This window comes from Pseudomonas sp. JV449 (assembly GCF_032424295.1).
GTDB lineage: Bacteria > Pseudomonadota > Gammaproteobacteria > Pseudomonadales > Pseudomonadaceae > Aquipseudomonas > Aquipseudomonas marginalis.
On record NZ_VYKD01000027.1, the window covers coordinates 169,580 to 188,370 of the forward strand.

General features: G+C 61.9%; 14 protein-coding genes. 7 read left to right on the top strand and 7 right to left on the bottom strand.

Annotated elements, in window-relative coordinates:
• Entirely contained in the window at nt 1-1,332 is a 1,332-nt protein-coding gene (locus F6S08_RS23955; RefSeq protein ID WP_074847549.1) for a DUF58 domain-containing protein, read from the top strand.
• Between the two features lie 60 nt (nt 1,333-1,392).
• Here F6S08_RS23955 and F6S08_RS23960 read toward each other — a convergent pair whose 3' ends face one another.
• Both F6S08_RS23960 and F6S08_RS23965 read right to left on the bottom strand, forming a co-directional pair.
• Nucleotides 1,393-1,752 (bottom strand): PilZ domain-containing protein, encoded by a 360-nt coding sequence (locus F6S08_RS23960; protein ID WP_065925875.1) that lies wholly within the window; start codon nt 1,750-1,752, stop codon nt 1,393-1,395.
• Between the two features lie 225 nt (nt 1,753-1,977).
• Complete coding sequence (locus F6S08_RS23965) at nt 1,978-2,352, bottom strand: hypothetical protein (protein ID WP_025854787.1); 375 nt, start codon at nt 2,350-2,352, stop codon at nt 1,978-1,980.
• A 175-nt stretch (nt 2,353-2,527) separates the two neighbouring features.
• Between F6S08_RS23965 and pyk the strand changes: the two genes are divergently transcribed.
• Entirely contained in the window at nt 2,528-3,979 is a 1,452-nt protein-coding gene (pyk, locus tag F6S08_RS23970; protein ID WP_027605512.1) for a pyruvate kinase, read from the top strand.
• 98 nt (nt 3,980-4,077) lie between these two features.
• Here the strand turns inward: pyk and F6S08_RS23975 are convergent, their stop codons facing one another.
• Together F6S08_RS23975 and F6S08_RS23980 are read right to left on the bottom strand one after the other, a co-directional pair.
• Complete coding sequence (locus tag F6S08_RS23975) at nt 4,078-4,827, bottom strand: enoyl-CoA hydratase-related protein (protein ID WP_065925874.1); 750 nt, start codon at nt 4,825-4,827, stop codon at nt 4,078-4,080.
• Between the two features lie 30 nt (nt 4,828-4,857).
• Nucleotides 4,858-5,790, bottom strand: coding sequence for an iron-sulfur-binding ferredoxin reductase (locus F6S08_RS23980; protein WP_065925873.1), 933 nt, complete (start codon nt 5,788-5,790; stop codon nt 4,858-4,860).
• A gap of 217 nt (nt 5,791-6,007) precedes the next feature.
• On the opposite strand from F6S08_RS23980, the gene F6S08_RS23985 reads away from it, so the two are divergent.
• The gene (locus F6S08_RS23985; RefSeq protein ID WP_065925872.1) at nt 6,008-7,531 is read left to right on the top strand and encodes a fumarate hydratase; all 1,524 of its coding nucleotides are present in this window, start codon (nt 6,008-6,010) and stop codon (nt 7,529-7,531) included.
• Nucleotides 7,532-8,011: 480 nt separating this feature from the next.
• On the opposite strand, the gene F6S08_RS23990 is transcribed toward F6S08_RS23985, so the two are convergent.
• Nucleotides 8,012-8,713, bottom strand: a complete 702-nt coding sequence (locus tag F6S08_RS23990) for a GntR family transcriptional regulator (protein ID WP_315872411.1) — start codon at nt 8,711-8,713, stop codon at nt 8,012-8,014.
• 2 nt (nt 8,714-8,715) lie between these two features.
• Complete coding sequence (gene atzF, locus F6S08_RS23995) at nt 8,716-10,512, bottom strand: allophanate hydrolase (RefSeq protein ID WP_315872412.1); 1,797 nt, start codon at nt 10,510-10,512, stop codon at nt 8,716-8,718.
• A gap of 246 nt (nt 10,513-10,758) precedes the next feature.
• Here atzF and F6S08_RS24000 point away from each other — a divergent pair, with 246 nt between their 5' ends.
• Nucleotides 10,759-12,135: a pyridoxal-phosphate dependent enzyme gene (locus tag F6S08_RS24000; RefSeq protein ID WP_027608450.1), complete on the top strand. Its 1,377-nt coding sequence runs from the start codon at nt 10,759-10,761 to the stop codon at nt 12,133-12,135.
• Complete coding sequence (locus F6S08_RS24005) at nt 12,132-13,298, top strand: cystathionine gamma-synthase (protein WP_065925186.1); 1,167 nt, start codon at nt 12,132-12,134, stop codon at nt 13,296-13,298. The genes F6S08_RS24000 and F6S08_RS24005 overlap by 4 nt, the downstream gene beginning before the upstream one ends.
• A gap of 61 nt (nt 13,299-13,359) precedes the next feature.
• On the opposite strand, the gene F6S08_RS24010 is transcribed toward F6S08_RS24005, so the two are convergent.
• Entirely contained in the window at nt 13,360-15,558 is a 2,199-nt protein-coding gene (locus tag F6S08_RS24010; protein ID WP_065948281.1) for an OsmC domain/YcaO domain-containing protein, read from the bottom strand.
• 266 nt (nt 15,559-15,824) lie between these two features.
• On the opposite strand from F6S08_RS24010, the gene F6S08_RS24015 reads away from it, so the two are divergent.
• Together F6S08_RS24015 and F6S08_RS24020 are read left to right on the top strand one after the other, a co-directional pair.
• The gene (locus F6S08_RS24015) at nt 15,825-16,979 is read left to right on the top strand and encodes a GGDEF domain-containing protein (protein WP_065948317.1); all 1,155 of its coding nucleotides are present in this window, start codon (nt 15,825-15,827) and stop codon (nt 16,977-16,979) included.
• Between the two features lie 106 nt (nt 16,980-17,085).
• Nucleotides 17,086-18,651, top strand: a complete 1,566-nt coding sequence (locus F6S08_RS24020; RefSeq protein ID WP_065925183.1) for a methyl-accepting chemotaxis protein — start codon at nt 17,086-17,088, stop codon at nt 18,649-18,651.
• Nucleotides 18,652-18,791 lie beyond the last annotated feature (140 nt).

Consider the following 18,791-nt stretch of genomic DNA (forward strand, 5'->3'; position numbering starts at 1 on the left):
ATGAAACCGACCCGTCTGTTATTAGCCTGGCTCAGCGTACTGCTGGGCTTGAGTATCCTGCTGGGCGCTGCGGCCGCCTTGCAGTTCAAGGTACCCGAGACCTTGCACTCAATAACATGGGGCTTGCTCCTGGCGCTGTTGCTGCTGGCCATGCTCGACGCACTGCGACTGCGCCGCCGACCCTCACCACGCGTGCACCGGCAGATGCCCGGCAGCCTGGCGCTGGGGCGCTGGGGCGAAGTCCGCCTGTCCCTGGAACATGACTACCCACAGGCGCTGACAGTGCAGGTGTTCGATCACGTCCCCGACGGGCTGGGCGTGGAAAACCTGCCCCAGTCCATCGAACTGCACCCTGGTGAACGCAGTGAGCTGGGTTATCGTCTGCGCCCCTTGCGGCGTGGGCATTTCGCGTTCAGTCGCTGCGAAATCCACCTGCCCAGTCCCTTGGGGCTCTGGTCTGCACGGCGCTTTATCGAAACCGAGGATGCCACCCGCGTCTATCCGGACTTCGCCCGCCTGTACGGGGCACAACTGCTGGGTGTGGATAACTGGCTGAGCCAACTGGGGGTACGTCAACGGCAACGACGAGGATTGGGACTGGAGTTTCATCAGCTGCGCGAGTTTCGTGAGGGCGACAGCCTGCGACAAATCGATTGGAAAGCGACCGCTCGGCAACGTACCCCCATCGCCCGGGAGTATCAGGACGAGCGCGACCAGCAGATCGTGTTCATGCTCGATTGCGGCCGACGCATGCGCAGCCAGGATGACGAGCTGTCCCATTTCGACCACGCCCTCAATGCCTGCCTGCTGCTCAGTTATGTGGCCCTGCGCCAGGGCGATGCGGTGGGGTTGTGCACCTTTGCCACTGACCAGCCACGCTACCTGGCACCGGTCAAGGGCAGCAGCCAATTGAATCTGTTGCTCAATACGGTCTATGACCTGGACACCAGCCGCCGAACCGCCGACTACCAGGCAGCGGCCAGCCAACTGCTGGCCCGGCAGAAACGTCGGGCATTGGTCATTATTGTCAGCAACCTGCGGGATGAGGACGACGAAGCCCTGCTCTCCGCCGTCAAGCGCATCAGTCGTCAACATCGGGTGCTGGTGGCGAGTATGCGTGAGGAAGTACTCGATCGACTGCGCCAATCCCCCGTACAAACCTTGCCCGAAGCCCTGGCCTACAGCGGCACTGTCGACTACCTCAATACTCGGGATGAATTGCATGACCGCATGAACGCCCACGGCCTGTCGGCGTTGGATACGTTGCCATCAGAAATGGGCGCGGCCCTGGTGACACGCTACCTGGGTTGGAAGAAAGCCGGAGTATTCTAAAAAAGCGCACGACTGCGGCAGGGACAGCAGCACCCCGGCCGCGTCGACAGCGCGCCGCTTCTAGGCCGAAGCCTCCAAGGAATCAAAACTGAAGTACTGCAACAGCACGTTGATCAGTTGCCCATATTCCTCGGGGGCTTCAAGCACGCTGAACCCGGAATCATAGTGCTGCGGGTTGATATCTTCATGGCTCCACAGGCAGGTCGCGGTGATGTCAATGACATGGAACGTGTCGTCAGCCCCGGGTATCTTCAAGCGCAACTCGAAGTCCACATCGACCATCATGGGTAACTGGCTGACCAACATCAGCCCGTCGTCAGAGACGTTACCCAAAAAACCTATGGGTTTGTCGGTGACACGGTTAAACACTTGCAGGAAATACGGTAGTTGATGCCGCTCGATCCGTCGGTCGGTAAACATGGTGAGATCGCCATCCAGTGGCCATGACTCTGGCCGTGCCAGTGATTCGGAACGAGCGCAATTGCTCGCTCTCCCTGGATCTCGGTGTGACAACGGACAACATTTTGTCACTCGACAGCTGCCGAATCCGGGCCCTGCATCCGTTCGAATAGAAACTTGTACAAACGAACGTTGAAAGAATAGCCCAAGACTGGCAACGGGCCAGTTATTAAATGACGAATGCCATTACAAAGAGGCGGGGCGCGGCTGTGCCACGCTCGCACCGGGGTAATGGCCCAGTTGCTGCAAGGTATCCAGCCTCGCGCGGGCACGATAGGCGTACTCGCTCGACGGGTACTGGTTAATGATGAATTGATAGGTTTGCACGGCGTCGACGAACAGTTTCTGGCGTTCCAGGCATTGCCCGCGCAACATCGAAACTTCCGGTTGTACATAACGCCGTGTACGGCTCTCGCGGTCGACCTGGGATAGCTCCAAGGTGACGCGCTCGCAATCCCCGACCTTGTATGCACGGTAGGCATTGTTCAAATGGTGGTCCATCGACCAACGGGTGCAGCCGACAACACTGACGGCAAGGGCAGCAATGAGCAAAATTCGCATGAAGGTTCTCCTGTCTTGTGCAGTGTATCGACCCCTCGTCAAAAATCTTCAAGGATGTTCATCTATTCAACCGGCGCGAAAACAAGCGAATCGTCGATAAGTAGTGCAAACGAACAATGACTACAACCAAAGAGCATAGTAGCCTTCCTCAGCGCTTGAACTCAGGAGTCTGTGCATGTCCGTCCGTCGTACCAAAATCGTCGCCACCCTTGGCCCGGCAAGCAACTCGCCGGAAGTCCTCGAACAGCTGATTCTGGCTGGTTTGGACGTTGCCCGTCTGAACTTCTCCCACGGCACCCCGGACGAGCACAAGGCTCGCGCCAAGCTGGTGCGTGACCTGGCCGCCAAACATGGCCGCTTCGTCGCACTGCTGGGTGACCTGCAAGGCCCGAAAATCCGTATCGCCAAATTCGCCAACAAGCGTATCGAGCTGAAGATCGGTGACAAATTCACCTTCTCCACCAGCCACCCGCTGACCGAAGGCACCCAGGACGTCGTGGGTATCGACTACCCGGACCTGGTCAAGGATTGCGGCGTCGGTGACGAGCTGCTGCTGGACGACGGTCGCGTGGTGATGCGCGTTGACACCGCGACCCCGACCGAACTGAATTGCACCGTGATCATCGGCGGTCCGCTGTCCGATCACAAAGGCATCAACCGTCGCGGCGGTGGCTTGACCGCCCCAGCCCTGACTGAAAAAGACAAGGCCGACATCAAGCTCGCCGCTGAAATGGAAGTGGACTACCTCGCCGTATCCTTCCCGCGCGACGCTGCCGACATGGAATACGCCCGTAAACTGCGCGACGAAGCCGGCGGTACCGCCTGGCTGGTGGCGAAGATCGAGCGCGCCGAAGCCGTGGCCGATGATGAAACCCTTGACGGCCTGATCAAGGCGTCCGACGCGGTGATGGTTGCCCGTGGCGACCTGGGTGTGGAAATCGGTGACGCCGAACTGATCGGTATCCAGAAGAAGATCATCCTGCACGCACGCCGCCACAACAAAGCGGTGATCGTCGCGACCCAGATGATGGAGTCGATGATCCAGAACCCGATGCCGACCCGCGCCGAAGTGTCCGACGTGGCCAACGCCGTGCTCGACTACACCGACGCCGTGATGCTCTCGGCCGAAAGTGCCGCCGGCCCGTACCCACTGGAAGCCGTGCAGGCCATGGCGCGTATCTGCGTCGGTGCCGAAAAGCACCCGACCAGCAAGACCTCCAGCCACCGCATCGGCAAAGTGTTCGAAAGCTGCGACCAGAGCATTGCCCTGGCCGCCATGTACACCGCCAACCACTTCCCGGGCGTGAAAGCGATCATTGCCTTGACCGAAAGTGGCTATACGCCGTTGATCATGTCGCGTATCCGTTCTTCGGTACCGATCTACGCGTTCTCCCCGCACCGCGAAACCCAGGCCCGTGCGGCCATGTTCCGTGGCGTATACACCGTGCCGTTCGACCCGGCGTCGTTGCCGCCCCATGAAGTCAGCCAGGCGGCCATCGACGAGTTGATCAAGCGCGGCGTAGTGGAGAAAGGCGACTGGGTCATCCTGACCAAAGGCGACAGCTACCACACCATCGGCGGCACCAACGGCATGAAGATCCTGCACGTTGGCGACCCAATGGTCTGAGTGACAGGCTGAAAAACAAAAGCCCTGCCATGTGAATGGCGGGGCTTTTTGCTTTCCGTGTGACAGGGAGCATGTCGAATCGTCGCACCCACATGGGGTTAGCGCCTGTCCATAAACCCCGACAACGCCGCAATCGCTTCCGGCGACTTCAAGCGCTGCACAAACAACGCCCCCTCTTCCTCGATCACTTGCCGCAACTGCTCACGGTCCACGCTCTTCATCAACTGCTTGCAGACCTGCACCGCTCCCGGCGCCAGGGTTTCAAAGCGCTCGGCCATTTCCCGCGCCTTGGCCAATGCCGCTTCGCCACTGCCCAACGCTTCGGTGGCAATCCCCCACGCGGCCGCTTGTTCGCCGCTGAAGCCCTCACCCAGCAACAGCAGTTCAGCCGCCTTCGCGTGCCCCAGTAAACGCGGGAGGATCAGGCTCGACCCAAACTCCGGACACAGCCCCAAATTGACGAACGGCATGCGCAACCGGGCATCGCGGCTGATGTACACCAGGTCGCAATGCAGCAGCAGGGTCGTGCCGATCCCCACCGCCGCACCCGCTACGGCTGCGATCACCGGCTTGCGGCAGTTGAGCAGGCTTTTCATAAAGTGAAACGGTGGGCTGTCGAGGTCACCGGGCGGTTGCTCGAGAAAATCGCCTATATCGTTGCCGGCCGTAAAACACTCGCTGCTGCCCTGGATCAGCACGGCATTGACCTGCGGGTCCGCATCGGCCTGCTCCAACGCCTCGGCCAATTGGCTGTACATGGCTCGGGTCAGGGCGTTTTTCTTGTCCGGGCGATTGAGCTGCAGAGTCAGCAGCCCGCGCTCGCGTTGCAGCAGGATGGCGTCGGTCATGGCGAGTCTCACGGCAGTGGAATTCAGCACTCAACCACGGGGCAGGAACACATCGGCCAGCAGTTGATTGCGCGGCAGTCCCGCCAGGAACAGGCGCTTGGAGAAGGCCTCGACGCTGACAGGATGCCCGCAGAGTAAGGCCAGGGTTTGCCGGGAAACAAGCCGCAGTTGCGCCAATGCCTGGGCCGACTCGGCCGCAGTCCACAGCTCCAACGTCAGGTTCGGATGATGCGCAGCCAGTTCGGCCAGGGGTCCGGCCAGGTAATGACCGTCGGCATCATGGGCCAGGTGAATCATACGGATGGCGCCCTGGTGATCCTGGCGCAACGCCTCGCGCAGCACACCCCACAGCGGCCCCAGGCCGGTACCGGAAGCCAGCAGCCACAGCGGCCGGGATTGCCAGTCGGGATCGTATTGCAGCGCGCCGCCACGCAATTCTCCCAGGCGCAGGCGATCACCCACCGACAAGGCTCGCGCGGCATCGCTGAATGCGCCGGGCTGGCGGCAATCGATATGAAACTCCAGGAATGCATCCTCCTGAGGCAGGCTGGCCAGGGAATAAGGCCGTGCCACCTGCCCGGCCCACAACACCAGGTGCTGCCCGGCGCGATACCGCAGTCCACGCTCCGGTTGCAGCCGCAGGCGCAGCACCGAGGCATTCAACCAATCGGCCCCCACCACCTGGGCCGGCAGGCCGTCCCGCAGCGGGTCGAACGCCTCGACCTGCAGATCGCCGATCACCTGGCACTGGCACGCCAGGCGCCAGCCCTCCTGGCGTTGTGCCGGGCTCAAGGCAGCGGGCTGACGGTCCTCGACCTCGCCCTGGCACCGCACCAGGCACGCATGGCAACTGCCGGCACGGCAACTGTAGGGCACAGCCACACCCGCCTGGTTCAAGGCATCCAGCAGGTTGCTGCCGGTGGCTACCGACCAATGGCGTTCGCCGACGTACAGTTCAGGCATGGAAGGACTCAATCACAAGGGGTGCGCACAGGGAATCATGCCTGCGACAGTTTGACCATAGTCGGGTGTATCGGCCACCGTGCCGGGTTATACTGCCGCGCCTTTTTAGCGTCGCGCCTGCACCACTTGGCGTGCCTTGGAAAGGTGGACTCAGCCGACCGATGCACCCCACTGAGCCCACCTTTATTGAATGTTCCCTTATAGAGGAGCGCGACTCATGACCGTGATCAAGCAAGACGACCTGATTCAGAGCGTTGCCGACGCCCTGCAATTCATTTCCTACTACCACCCCGTTGATTTCATCCAGGCGATGCACGAGGCCTACCTGCGCGAAGAATCGCCGGCAGCCCGTGACTCCATCGCGCAGATCCTGATCAACTCGCGCATGTGCGCCACCGGCCATCGCCCGATCTGCCAGGACACCGGTATCGTCACCGTGTTCGTGCGCGTGGGCATGGACGTACGTTGGGATGGCGCCACCATGGGCCTGGACGACATGATCAACGAAGGCGTGCGTCGCGCCTACAACCTGCCGGAAAACGTCCTGCGCGCATCGATCCTGGCCGACCCGGCCGGCGCACGCAAGAACACCAAGGACAACACCCCGGCCGTGATCCACTACTCCATCGTCCCGGGTAACACCGTGGAAGTGGATGTGGCGGCCAAGGGCGGCGGTTCCGAGAACAAGTCGAAAATGGCCATGCTCAACCCGTCCGACTCGATCGTCGACTGGGTGCTCAAGACCGTTCCGACCATGGGCGCCGGCTGGTGCCCACCGGGCATGCTCGGCATCGGCATCGGCGGCACCGCCGAAAAAGCCGCGGTGATGGCCAAGGAAGTGTTGATGGAATCCATCGACATCCACGAGCTGAAAAAGCGCGGCCCGCAGAACCGTATCGAAGAGATGCGCCTGGAGCTGTTCGAGAAGGTCAACCAACTGGGCATCGGCGCCCAGGGCCTGGGTGGCCTGACCACCGTGCTCGACGTAAAGATCATGGACTACCCGACCCACGCCGCTTCGCTGCCGGTGTGCATGATCCCCAACTGCGCCGCCACCCGTCACGCGCACTTCGTGCTCGACGGTTCGGGCCCGGCGTCGCTGGAAGCGCCACCGCTGGACGCCTACCCGGAAATCGTCTGGGAAGCCGGTCCATCGGCCCGTCGCGTCAACCTCGACACCCTGACCCCGGAAGAAGTGCAGAGCTGGAAGCCGGGCGAAACCGTGCTGCTCAACGGCAAGATGCTCACCGGTCGCGACGCCGCGCACAAGCGCATGGTCGAGATGCTGAACAAGGGCGAAAACCTGCCGGTGGACCTCAAGGGTCGCTTTATCTACTACGTCGGCCCGGTTGATCCGGTGCGCGAAGAAGTGGTTGGCCCGGCGGGCCCGACCACCGCGACGCGGATGGACAAGTTCACCCGTCAGATCCTCGAGCAAACCGGCCTGCTGGGCATGATCGGCAAATCCGAGCGTGGCCCTACCGCGATCGAAGCGATCAAGGACCACAAGGCCGTGTACCTGATGGCCGTGGGCGGCGCTGCTTACCTGGTGGCCCAAGCCATCAAGAAGTCGCGTGTGGTGGCCTTCGCCGAACTGGGTATGGAAGCGATCTACGAGTTCGACGTGAAAGACATGCCGGTCACCGTTGCGGTGGACAGCAAGGGCGAATCCGTCCACATCACCGGTCCGGCCATCTGGCAGAAAAAGATCAGTGAAAGCCTGGCGGTAGAAGTGCAGTAAGCACTTTCCCGCAAGGATAAAGGCGACTGCGGCCCATGGCCCGGTCGCTTTTTTATTGCCTGCTGATTCACCTATGGCAAGCGGGTTTATTGTGGTGAGCGGGCTTGCCCCGCGTTGGGCTGCGAAGCGGCCCCATAAAGATCACCGCATTCCTTCAGGTCAAACCGCATTACCTGGTTTTGGGGCCGCTACGCAGCCCAACGCGGGGCAAGCCCGCTCACCACAGCAAGCCCGCTCACCACAATAAGCTTGCGCAGGCTCACCCGCTAACCCATTCGAGATTGCACTCCACGCCCCACGTGATCGAGGACTACTCCTAACCTGTGGCGAGCGGACTTGCCCCGCGTTGGGCTGCGCAGCAGACCCAAAACCAGGCGCTGCGGTTTACCTGACAGAACACAGGCATCCTGATTGGGGCTGCTTCGCAGCCCAGCGCGGGGCAAGCCCGCTCACCACAACAAGCCCGCTCACCACAGAAGCTCAGGGCATCAGGAAATCTGCCCCCCCCACCTGCCGGGCGGTATGCAACCGGTGCAACGTGATCTCGCGCACCGCCTGCTTGCTCAGTTCGATATGCCGCTGCAGCAGGTGCTGCGCCTGGTCAGCCTGGCGTTGCACGATGGCCGAGAGCAGTTGCCCATGCTCTTCGTACGTCGCCGCAATGCGGGGCGCCTGGGTAAAGTCGAGCCGCCGGATGATGCGGATTTGCTCGGTGATGGCGTAGTGCATGCGCGCCATTTCACGGTTGCCGGTGGCTTCCACCAACGCGCAATGAAAACGCTCATCCAGCGCCGATACGGCCTGGGCGTCCTCCAGGCGCTCGCCCTCCTGCACCTGCCAGGTCGCCTGCAACGCTTGCAGCATCGGGTTCGGTTCGTCCATCGCACATAACCGGCCGACAGCCGCCAGTTCCAATACGATGCGCACGTCGTAGAGCTCTTCGAAGTAGGCGAAATCGAACGGTTTCACCTGCCAGCCGCTGCGAAAATACACCTCGAGATACCCTTCCCGTTCCAAGCGATACAGCGCCTGACGCACCGGCGTGCGGCTGGCGTGCATGCGTTCGGCCACCTCGCCTTCGCTGAAACGATCGCCCGGCAGCAGTCGGAAGTCGAAAATATCCGCCTTGAGCTGCGCGTAGATCTGCTCGGCCAGGCTGTCGGGGCGTGTCTTGGCCCTCATGCTTAACCGCGACTCGCAATAAAGGCGCGCCAGCCACCGAACTCGGTGATGTCGAGGGCGTCGGCCAGGGCCCAGGGCTCGCAGATGAAGCCTTTGACGCTGCGCCCATCGGCCAGCAGCAGGTTGCCGATCCCCAGCGGCGCGGGGATCTCGGCGACGAACTCGCCAAAGCGTGCGAGGGGCATGTCCCATAGCTCGACGATGATCGCCCGACCGCTGTCCGCCTTGGCCAGCCCGGGCTTGGGCGGCACCGTGCCCGGCAGCGCGTACAGGCGGTAGGTGTCGGCCGTCAGGGTTTGCTCCACCAGCACCGCGTTGCGCGTCGTCAGCTGGACGTTCAGCGGCATGCCGGTGAGGTGTGCGCCCACCACTGCCACGCGCACGCAGCCGGGGGCTTGGGCGGGTGCGGACGGTGCCGGCAGATAGCGCTGGGTGGCACCTAAAGGCAGCTCCAGGCTGGATTGCCAGCGCTTGCCCAGGTGCGCCAGCGCCGTGTCATGCCAGGCCGGTGCGAGCAAGGTAATGCCGCTGGGCAAGCCATCGGCGCGGATACCGGCCGGCAGCGCCAGGGCCGAGAGGTCGGCCAGGTTGGTGAAGTTGGTGTAGTAGCCGAACTGCGAGTTGTAGCGCACCGGCTCCTCCGCCATCTCGGCCATGGTGCGCAGGGTTGGCGAAGTCGGCACCAGCAAGGCATCGAAACCGGCCAGGCTGTCATTGATGCGGCGGCTCAGTTCGGCCCGCAGGTATTCGGCTTTGTAGGCGTCGCAGGCGCTGTACTGGCGGCCATTTTCGACAATGCCGCGCACCACCGGGTTGATTGCCTCGGGCTGGTTTTCGAGCATGCTTTCCAGGGCCACGGTGCGTTCGGCAACCCAAGGGCCGAAGTACAGCTGGTCCGCCAGTTCCTTGAACGCAGTGAAATCCACCGGGGTGATCACCGCGCCCAGCGCCTTGAAGTGTTCGACCGCGTGTTCGAACACGGCCTGGTTCTGGGTGTCGCCGAAAAACTCCAGGGCCGCCGGGATGGCCAGCTTGATCGAAGCGCCCACCGCCACTGGCGCCGTGTTGGGGTTGGCGCGGGAATAGGCGTCGCTGGCGTCGTATCCCGCCGCAACGTGCGCCACGGTCTCGGCATCTTCCACGGTCAACGCAAACACCGAGACGCAATCCACCGTGCGGCAAGCCGGCACCAGGCCGGTATTGGACAAACGCCCCTTGGTCGGCTTCAAGCCGACGATATTGTTGAACCCCGCCGGTACACGCCCGGAGCCCGCCGTGTCGGTGCCCAGGGAAAACGCCACCAGCCCACGGGCGACCACCGACGCAGAACCGGAGCTGGAGCCGCCGCTGACGTAATCGCCATTGAAACTGTTGCCCACCGCGCCATACGGCGAGCGGGTGCCCACCAGGCCGGTGGCGAACTGATCGAGGTTGGTCTTGCCCATCAGGATTGCGCCGGCGGCGCGCAGCTTCTGCACGACCGAGGCATCCTGCGTCGCGCGGTAGGCAAATTCGGGGCAGGCGGCAGTGGTGTACCAGCCGGCCGCATCGATGTTGTCCTTGATCGCAAACGGCACGCCATACAACGGCAGCCGGGTCATATCGCCGCCCTGGGCTGCCAATCGTTCGCTCAACTGCGCCAGTTGCTCGGCCAATGCCTGCGGTTGAGCGCGGGCGATCCAGGCGCTGTCCTCGGCGGGGTATTGCGCGGCCAGGGTGAGCAAAATGTCCGGCGTGATCGTGCCGTTTCGGTAAGCGGCCTGCCATTCACCGAGGGTCCAGCCAACAACGTTGTGCATGGGAAACTCCATCTTGTATCCAAGTTTGGATTTATCTAAAGCAAAGCCCACGCCAGGTCACTCTGCCAATGAATACAAGGGTATCGCCGCAAAACATGCGCGTAGATGGCGCACCCGGGCATCGCCCATGCGCCAAAAAAAGTCATTCAATCGACCCCTCGGTTGCGACCGACCCAATACCGACCTACTGTTCCAGACCATGCTCTGCGATTTGCTGTCCCCCACCCTAAGCCCCCAGGTGACGACATGCCCACACTACCCCGCCCTGCCGTACTCGAGCTGATCGGCAACACGCCGCTGGTTCGGGTCAGCCGTTTCGATACCGGCCCCTGCACGCTGTTCCTCAAGCTTGAATCCCAGAACCCCGGCGGTTCCATAAAGGACCGCATCGGCCTGGCCATGATCGACGCCGCCGAACGCGACGGCCGCCTGCGCCCCGGCGGCACAATCATTGAAGCCACCGCCGGCAACACCGGCCTGGGCCTGGCGCTGGTGGGCCGGGCGAAAGGTTATCGGGTGGTGCTGGTGGTGCCCGACAAGATGTCCACGGAAAAAGTGCTGCACCTCAAGGCCATGGGCGCCGAGGTGCATATCACCCGCTCCGATGTGGGCAAGGGCCATCCCGAGTATTACCAGGACATGGCCGCGCGGCTGGCCAAGGAGATTGACGGCTGTTTCTTCGCCGACCAATTCAACAACCCGGCCAACCCCCTGGCCCACGAGACCAGCACCGCGCCGGAGATCTGGGCCCAGACCCAACACGATGTAGACGCGATTGTGGTGGGCGTCGGCTCGGCCGGCACCCTCACCGGCCTGACGCGCTTCTTCAAGCGGGTGCAGCCCGAGCTGGAAATGGTCCTCGCCGACCCGGTGGGTTCGGTGATGGCCGAATACAGCCGCAGCGGCAAGCTGGAAACACCCGGCTCGTGGGCGGTGGAAGGCATCGGCGAGGACTTCATCCCGTCGATTGCCGACCTGTCCAGCGTGCGCCACGCCTACTCCATCAGCGATGAAGACAGCTTCGACCACGCCCGCCAACTGCTCAAGGCCGAGGGCATTCTCGGCGGTTCATCCACCGGCACCCTGTTCGCGGCCGCGCTGCGGTATTGCCGCGAACAAACGGTGCCCAAGCGCGTGGTCACCTTTGTCTGCGACACCGGCACCCGCTATTTGTCGAAGGTCTACAACGACCAATGGATGACCGATGCAGGCTTGCTGCACTACAAGCACTACGGCGACCTGCGCGACTTGATCGCGCGGCGCTTCGAAGATGGTCGCGTGATCAGCGTGAGCCCCGACGACACCCTGCTCACCGCCTTCCAGCGCATGCGCCTGGCGGACGTGTCGCAACTGCCGGTGCTGGTGGACGGCCGCGAACTGGTGGGGGTGATCGATGAGTCCGACATCCTGCTGGGCCTGCACCATGACGCGGCGGACTTCTCCATGATGGTCGCCAGCGCCATGAGCGACAAAGTCCACACCCTGGCCCCCGGCGCCAGCCTGGCCGAATTGCAGGCTGAACTGGACCGCGGCCTGGTCGCCATCATTGCCGACGCGGCGGGCTTTCACGGCCTGATCACCCGCGTCGACCTGCTCAACCACCTGCGGAGATCCCTTGCATGAGCCAGCCCGATAAAAGCGCGTTTGCCACCCGTGTGATCCACGCCGGGCAGTCACCTGACCCGACCACGGGCGCGCTGATGCCGCCGATCTACGCCAACTCCACCTACCTGCAAGACAGCCCCGGCGTACACAAGGGCTTCGACTACGGCCGCTCCCACAACCCCACGCGGTTTGCCCTGGAGCGCTGCGTGGCCGACCTCGAAGGCGGCAGCCAGGCGTTTGCCTTCGCGTCCGGGCTGGCAGCAATCTCCACGGTGCTGGAGTTGCTGGATGCCGGCGCCCATATCGTGTCCGGCAACGACCTCTACGGCGGCACCTTCCGCCTGTTCGACAAGGTGCGCCAGCGCAGTGCCGGGCACCGTTTCAGCTTTGTCGACCTGAGTGATGTGGCGGCGTTCGAAGCGTCCTTGCAGGACGACACGCGCATGGTTTGGGTCGAAACCCCGAGCAACCCGCTGCTGAGCCTCACCGACCTCGGCGCCATCGCCCGTATCTGCCGCAGCCGCGGCATTCTCTGCGTGGCCGACAACACCTTCGCCAGCCCGTGGATCCAGCGTCCGCTGGAGTTGGGTTTCGACATCGTGGTGCACTCCAGCACCAAGTACCTCAATGGTCACTCCGATGTGATCGGCGGCATCGCCATCGTCGGCGACAACCCCGAGTTGGCCGAGCGCGTGGGATTTTTGCAAAACTCGGTTGGTGCCATCGCCGGCCCGTTCGATGCCTTCCTCACCCTGCGCGGCGTGAAAACCCTGGCCCTGCGCATGGAGCGCCATTGCAGCAACGCCCTCGACCTGGCCACCTGGCTGGAACAGCAACCGCAAGTATCCCGGGTCTATTACCCAGGCCTGGCGTCCCACCCGCAGCACGAACTGGCACACAGGCAGATGCGCGGGTTTGGCGGGATGATTTCAGTCGACTTGAACAGCGACCTGGCCGGCGCCACGCGCTTCCTGGAAACCGTCAAGCTCTTCGCCCTGGCCGAGAGCCTGGGGGGCGTGGAAAGCCTGATCGAACACCCGGCGATCATGACCCACGCCAGCATCCCGGCGGCGACCCGCGCGCAGTTGGGGATTGGCGACGGGCTGGTACGGTTGTCGGTGGGGGTTGAGGACGTGGAGGATCTACGGGCGGACCTGGCGCAAGCCTTGGCCCGTATATAAATCCCCCAGGCAACAGGGATCAACTGTGGGAGGGCTTGCCCCCTCCCACATTGGGTACGCGTCACCCCTGGACGATGTTGGCACGCGCCGAATGCAGCTTCTTGTAGCTCTCGATCAAGCGCAAATGCCGGTCCAGCCCTTCCAGCTTCATGCTGGTCGGTGTCAGCCCATGGAAACGCACACTGCCGTTGACCGAGCCGATCACCGCATCCATCCGCTCATTGCCGAACATGCGGCGGAAGTTGGCTTCGTAGTCCGCCAGTTCCAGGTCGTCGTCCAGCTCCATCTCCAGCACCGCATTCATCGCCTGGTAGAACAGGCCACGTTCAGCGGTGTTGTCGTTGTACTGCAGGAACATCTCCACGCACTCCTTGGCCTCCTCGTACTGCTGCAAGGCGAGGAAGATCAGCAGCTTCAATTCGAGGATGGTCAGTTGGCCCCAGGCCGTGTTGTCGTCAAACTCGATGCCGATCAGGGTGGTGATGTCGGTGTAGTCGTCCAGCTCGCTTTCGATCAGGCGCTCGACCAACCCCTGCAATTCCGCTTCGTCCAGGCGGTGCAGATTGAGGATGTCCTCGCGGAAAAACAGCGCCTTGTTGGTGTTGTCCCAGATCAGGTCGTCCACCGGGTAGATTTCCGAGTAGTCCGGCACCAGGATGCGGCAGGCGGTTGCGCCGAGGTGTTCGTACACCGCCATATAGGCTTCCTTGCCCATGCCTTCGAGGATGCCGAACAAGGTCGCGGCCTCTTGGGCGTTGGAGTCTTCACCTTCGCCTGAGAAGTCCCACTCGACAAATTCGTAGTCCGATTGGGCGCTGAAGAAGCGCCACGACACCACACCGCTGGAGTCGATAAAGTGCTCGACGAAGTTGTTCGGCTCGGTCACCGCCTGGCCTTCGAAGGTCGGCTGCGGCAGGTCGTTCAAGCCTTCGAAGCTGCGGCCTTGCAGCAGTTCGGTGAGGCTGCGTTCCAGCGCCACTTCCAGGCTCGGGTGGGCACCGAACGAGGCGAACACGCCGCCGGTGCGCGGGTTCATCAAGGTCACGCACATCACCGGGAATTCGCCGCCCAGGGACGCGTCCTTGACCAGCACCGGGAAGCCCTGGGCTTCCAGGCCTGCAATACCCGCCAGGATGCTCGGGTACTTCGCGAGCACGTCAGCCGGCACGTCCGGCAGGGCAAATTCGCCCTCGATGATTTCGCGCTTCACTGCCCGCTCGAAAATCTCCGACAGGCACTGCACCTGGGCCTCGGCCAGGGTGTTGCCCGCGCTCATGCCGTTGCTGAGGTAGAGGTTCTCGATCAGGTTGGACGGGAAATACACCACCTCGCCATCCGACTGGCGCACGAACGGCAGCGAAACGATGCCGCGCGCTTCATTGCCGGAGTTGGTGTCGAACAGGTGCGAACCGCGCAGCTCGCCGTCGCGGTTGTAGACCTTCAGGCAGTAGGCGTCGAGGATTTCCCCGGGCAGCTCGTCATTCGGGCCCGGCTGGAACCAGCGTTCGTCCGGGTAATGCACGAACGGCGCATTGGCCAGTTCCTCACCCCAGAATTGGTCGTTGTAGAAGAAGTTGCAGTTGAGCCGCTCGATGAACTCGCCCAACGCCGACGCCAGGGCGCCCTCCTTGGTCGCGCCCTTGCCGTTGGTAAAGCACATCGGTGAATGGGCGTCGCGGATATGCAGCGACCACACGTTCGGCACGATATTGCGCCATGAGGCGATCTCGATCTTCATGCCCAGGCCGGCAAGGATCCCGGACATGTTGGCGATGGTCTGCTCCAGCGGCAGGTCCTTGCCAGCAATATAAGTGCCCGCCTCGCTGCCCGCGCTCGGCATCAACAGGGCCTGGGCATCGGCGTCGAGGTTGTCCACTTCTTCGATCACGAACTGCGGCCCGGCCTGCACCACTTTCTTCACGGTGCAACGGTCGATGGAGCGCAGGATGCCCTGGCGGTCCTTATCGGAAATATCGGCCGGCAACTCCACCTGGATCTTGAAGATCTGGTTATAGCGGTTTTCCGGATCGACAATATTGTTCTGCGACAGGCGAATATTGTCCGTGGGGATGTTGCGCGTGCTGCAGTACAACTTGACGAAGTACGCCGCACACAACGCCGACGAAGCCAGGAAGTAATCGAACGGCCCCGGTGCCGAGCCATCGCCTTTATAGCGAATAGGCTGGTCGGCAATCACCGTGAAGTCATCGAACTTGGCTTCAAGCCGGAGGTTGTCGAGAAAGTTGACCTTGATTTCCATGGGGGCACACCAGAATAACGGGCTAAACAAAAATGGCCGCCATTATGAGGTTTTTCATCGGGAAGTTTCAGGCTTTTCAATCATGCGGGGTGATGGATAGCGGTTCTACCGGCGCGATTCCCCTACGGATGTGCTGAATAACAAGTGAATATTTCATGAATCAATGCCCCGCAAATTTTATCTCATAGCATTTGAAAAGCTGCTGGAACGGTGCCAGCATGGCTATGTGCCACTATTTGATTTCAGCGCTTCAGGTGAGGGTCAATATGGAATATCAACTCCCTGCGACAAAGGCGATGAGATGGCTGACGAATGCAGACGCACCGTATGACACGCGCATACGCAGCGAACTTATAGCCGGGCCTTTTTCTTCCAAGGGGGTGCTCTGGGTCGGTTGGTTTAACAGCCTGGTGATATGCACAGTCGCGGTTACACTGCACCCGAGCCAATTCTTCATTGCCTGGCTCATCATTGATTCGATGATCTGGCTCTCACGGTTAGCACTGCTGTATTGGATCAATAAATACGGCGGCCAAAAATATCCTTATGTCATTGACCTATCGTTATTAGTGGGCCTGGTCTGGGCGGCGGAGCTGGGCCTGGGTACCGCTGGTTGCCTGATCAGCGGCGATGCGATTCTTCAAGTTCTCGGGTGCACCTCAATGGTGAGCGTGAATGCCGCGATCGCCATGCGTAATCAAGGTGTACCGCGCTATGCATTTACTCAAATATTGCTGACGGATGTGCCCATGAAGCTCGCCACCTTGTTTCAGCCGGAACCGCTGCTGAGGATATTCCTGCTCCAGGCCCCGCTGTACTTGACGGGCATGTGGCTACTGCTCAACACGTTGAACGATAACCTGGTGCGCGCGTTACTGGCCGAGGCCAAAAACGAAATCCGCGCGACCCATGACCCCCTCACCGGCCTGTACAACCGTATGGGGATACTCGAACTGATTGAAAACACCCTGGCCCGCAGCCGGCATGCCGATAAACACTTTGCGGTGCTCTATATAGATCTGGATGGTTTCAAGAGCATCAACGATAACCACGGACATGCCGAAGGTGACAAGGCGTTAGCCGAATTTGGTGCAACACTTAAATCGATTGTCAGGCTAAATCAGGATTGCGCCGGCCGCTTGGGTGGAGACGAATTTATTCTGCTGATGAATAATTCCGGCATGACCTCTGCCACCCTGGCAGCGCAACGAATTATAGAAACATTGCGACAGGCCTCTGAGCGTTGCGCTCTTCCCTATGCCTTGCAAGCCAGCATCGGCATTGCCCTCTTTGAAGGCGCCGACAGTACGTCACATACCTGCGCACAAACAGTGATCGCACATGCGGATGGTGCGTTATATGAAGCCAAGCGCGCAGGCAAAAACTGTTTTCGTATCGCACCAGGACAATTCGCCACTTAGGCCCTCCTGAACGCCATTCGTCACGTCCCGGTTTATATCAAACAATCGCCATCAACTTATTCCGTGTGATGCCGATGAACTTATGGCAATTCAGGGAGTAGTCGGAATGCGCAACAACCAGCCCGTAACACAGCGCGAGATTTCACTCGCGCCTTCGCAAAAACTCATCTCCGCCACCGATGTTCAAGGGATGATCACTTACTGCAACGACGCCTTCGTCGATATCAGCGGTTTTGAACGCGCCGACCTGATCGGCGCGCCCCAGAACATCGTGCGGCACCCCGACGTGCCACCCGCCGTTTTCGCCCACATGTGGAGCGCGCTCAAGCAAGGCCTGCCGTGGATGGGCATCGTCAAGAACCGCTCGAAAAACGGCGACCACTATTGGGTCAATGCCTACGTCACGCCGATCTTCGACGGCAGCCGGGTCGTTGGCTTCGAGTCGGTGCGGGTCAAGCCTACGGCCGATGAAATCCGCCGCGCCCAGGCCCTCTACCGGCGTCTGAGCCAAGGCAAGCCGGGCGTGCCGCGCCAGGATGCCTGGCTGCCGGCGGCAGTGAGTTGCGTGCCGTACATGGCCACCGGAGTGGCTGGCAGCGTCGCCGGGCTGTTCCTCAGTGCACCGGTGGCCGTCGCAGTGGCCGTGGCGGTCGCGCTGCCGGTGGGCCTGCTGTGCTCGCGCTGGCGCCAGGGCAGTACCCTGCGTCTATTGGAGGGGGTCGAACCCTCGACGTCGGATGCCTTGATCGCGCAGATGTACAGTGACGCACGCGGCCCACAGTCGCGTTTGGAAACCGCGTTTCTCAGCCAGACCGCGCGCCTGAAAACCTGCCTCACCCGCCTGCAGGACAGCGCCGAACAACTGAGTACCCTGGCGGGGCAATCCGATCAGTTGGCTGCCGCCAGCGCCAAAGGCCTGAACCGCCAGCGCGTGGAAACCGAACAGGTCTCGGCGGCCGTCAACCAGATGGCCGCGACCACCCAGGAAGTCGCCAGCCATGTACAACGAACCGCCGACGCCACCCAACAGGCCAACGTGCTGACCGGGCGCGGCCGCGAAGTGGCGCGCGATACCCGTGAAGCCATCGAGCGTCTGTCCACCATGGTCGGCGAGACCGGGGTGACCGTGGCGCAACTGGCCAGGGACAGCGACGAAATCGGCAGCGTGGTGGATGTGATCAAGGGCATCGCCGACCAAACCAACCTGCTCGCCCTCAACGCCGCAATCGAAGCAGCGCGAGCCGGCGAACAAGGCCGAGGCTTTGCAGTGGTAGCCGACGAAGTGCGCCAACTGGCCCAGCGCACTTCACAATCGACCACCCAGATCCATGGGCTGATCACCAAGCTCCAGGCATCCTCCAGCAACGCGGTGCAAAGCATGGAAAACGGCCAGCGCCAGGCCCAGGAAGGCGTAGCCTGGGTGCTGGAAGCGGACCAGGCCCTGGTGGGGATCAGCGAAGCGGTGTCGCATATCACCGACATGACCACCCAGATCGCCGCCGCCACCGAAGAACAAAGTGCCGTCGCCGAGGAGATCAGCCGCAACATCACCACCATCGCCGAACTGGCCGACCAGACCTCGATACAAGCCCATCAATCCACGGACCTGAGCAAGGAACTGACCAATACCGCGGCCACCCAATACGCGCTGGTTGAGCGCTTCAACCGCTAGAGGCAGACAAGCTTCTCTAGTAAGCCCGCTTACTGTGGTGAGCGGGCTTGCCCCGCGCTGGGCTGCGAAGCGGCCCCAATCAAGATCACTGTGTTCCATCAGACAAGCCGCAGTGCCTGGTTTTGGGGCTGCTTCGCAGC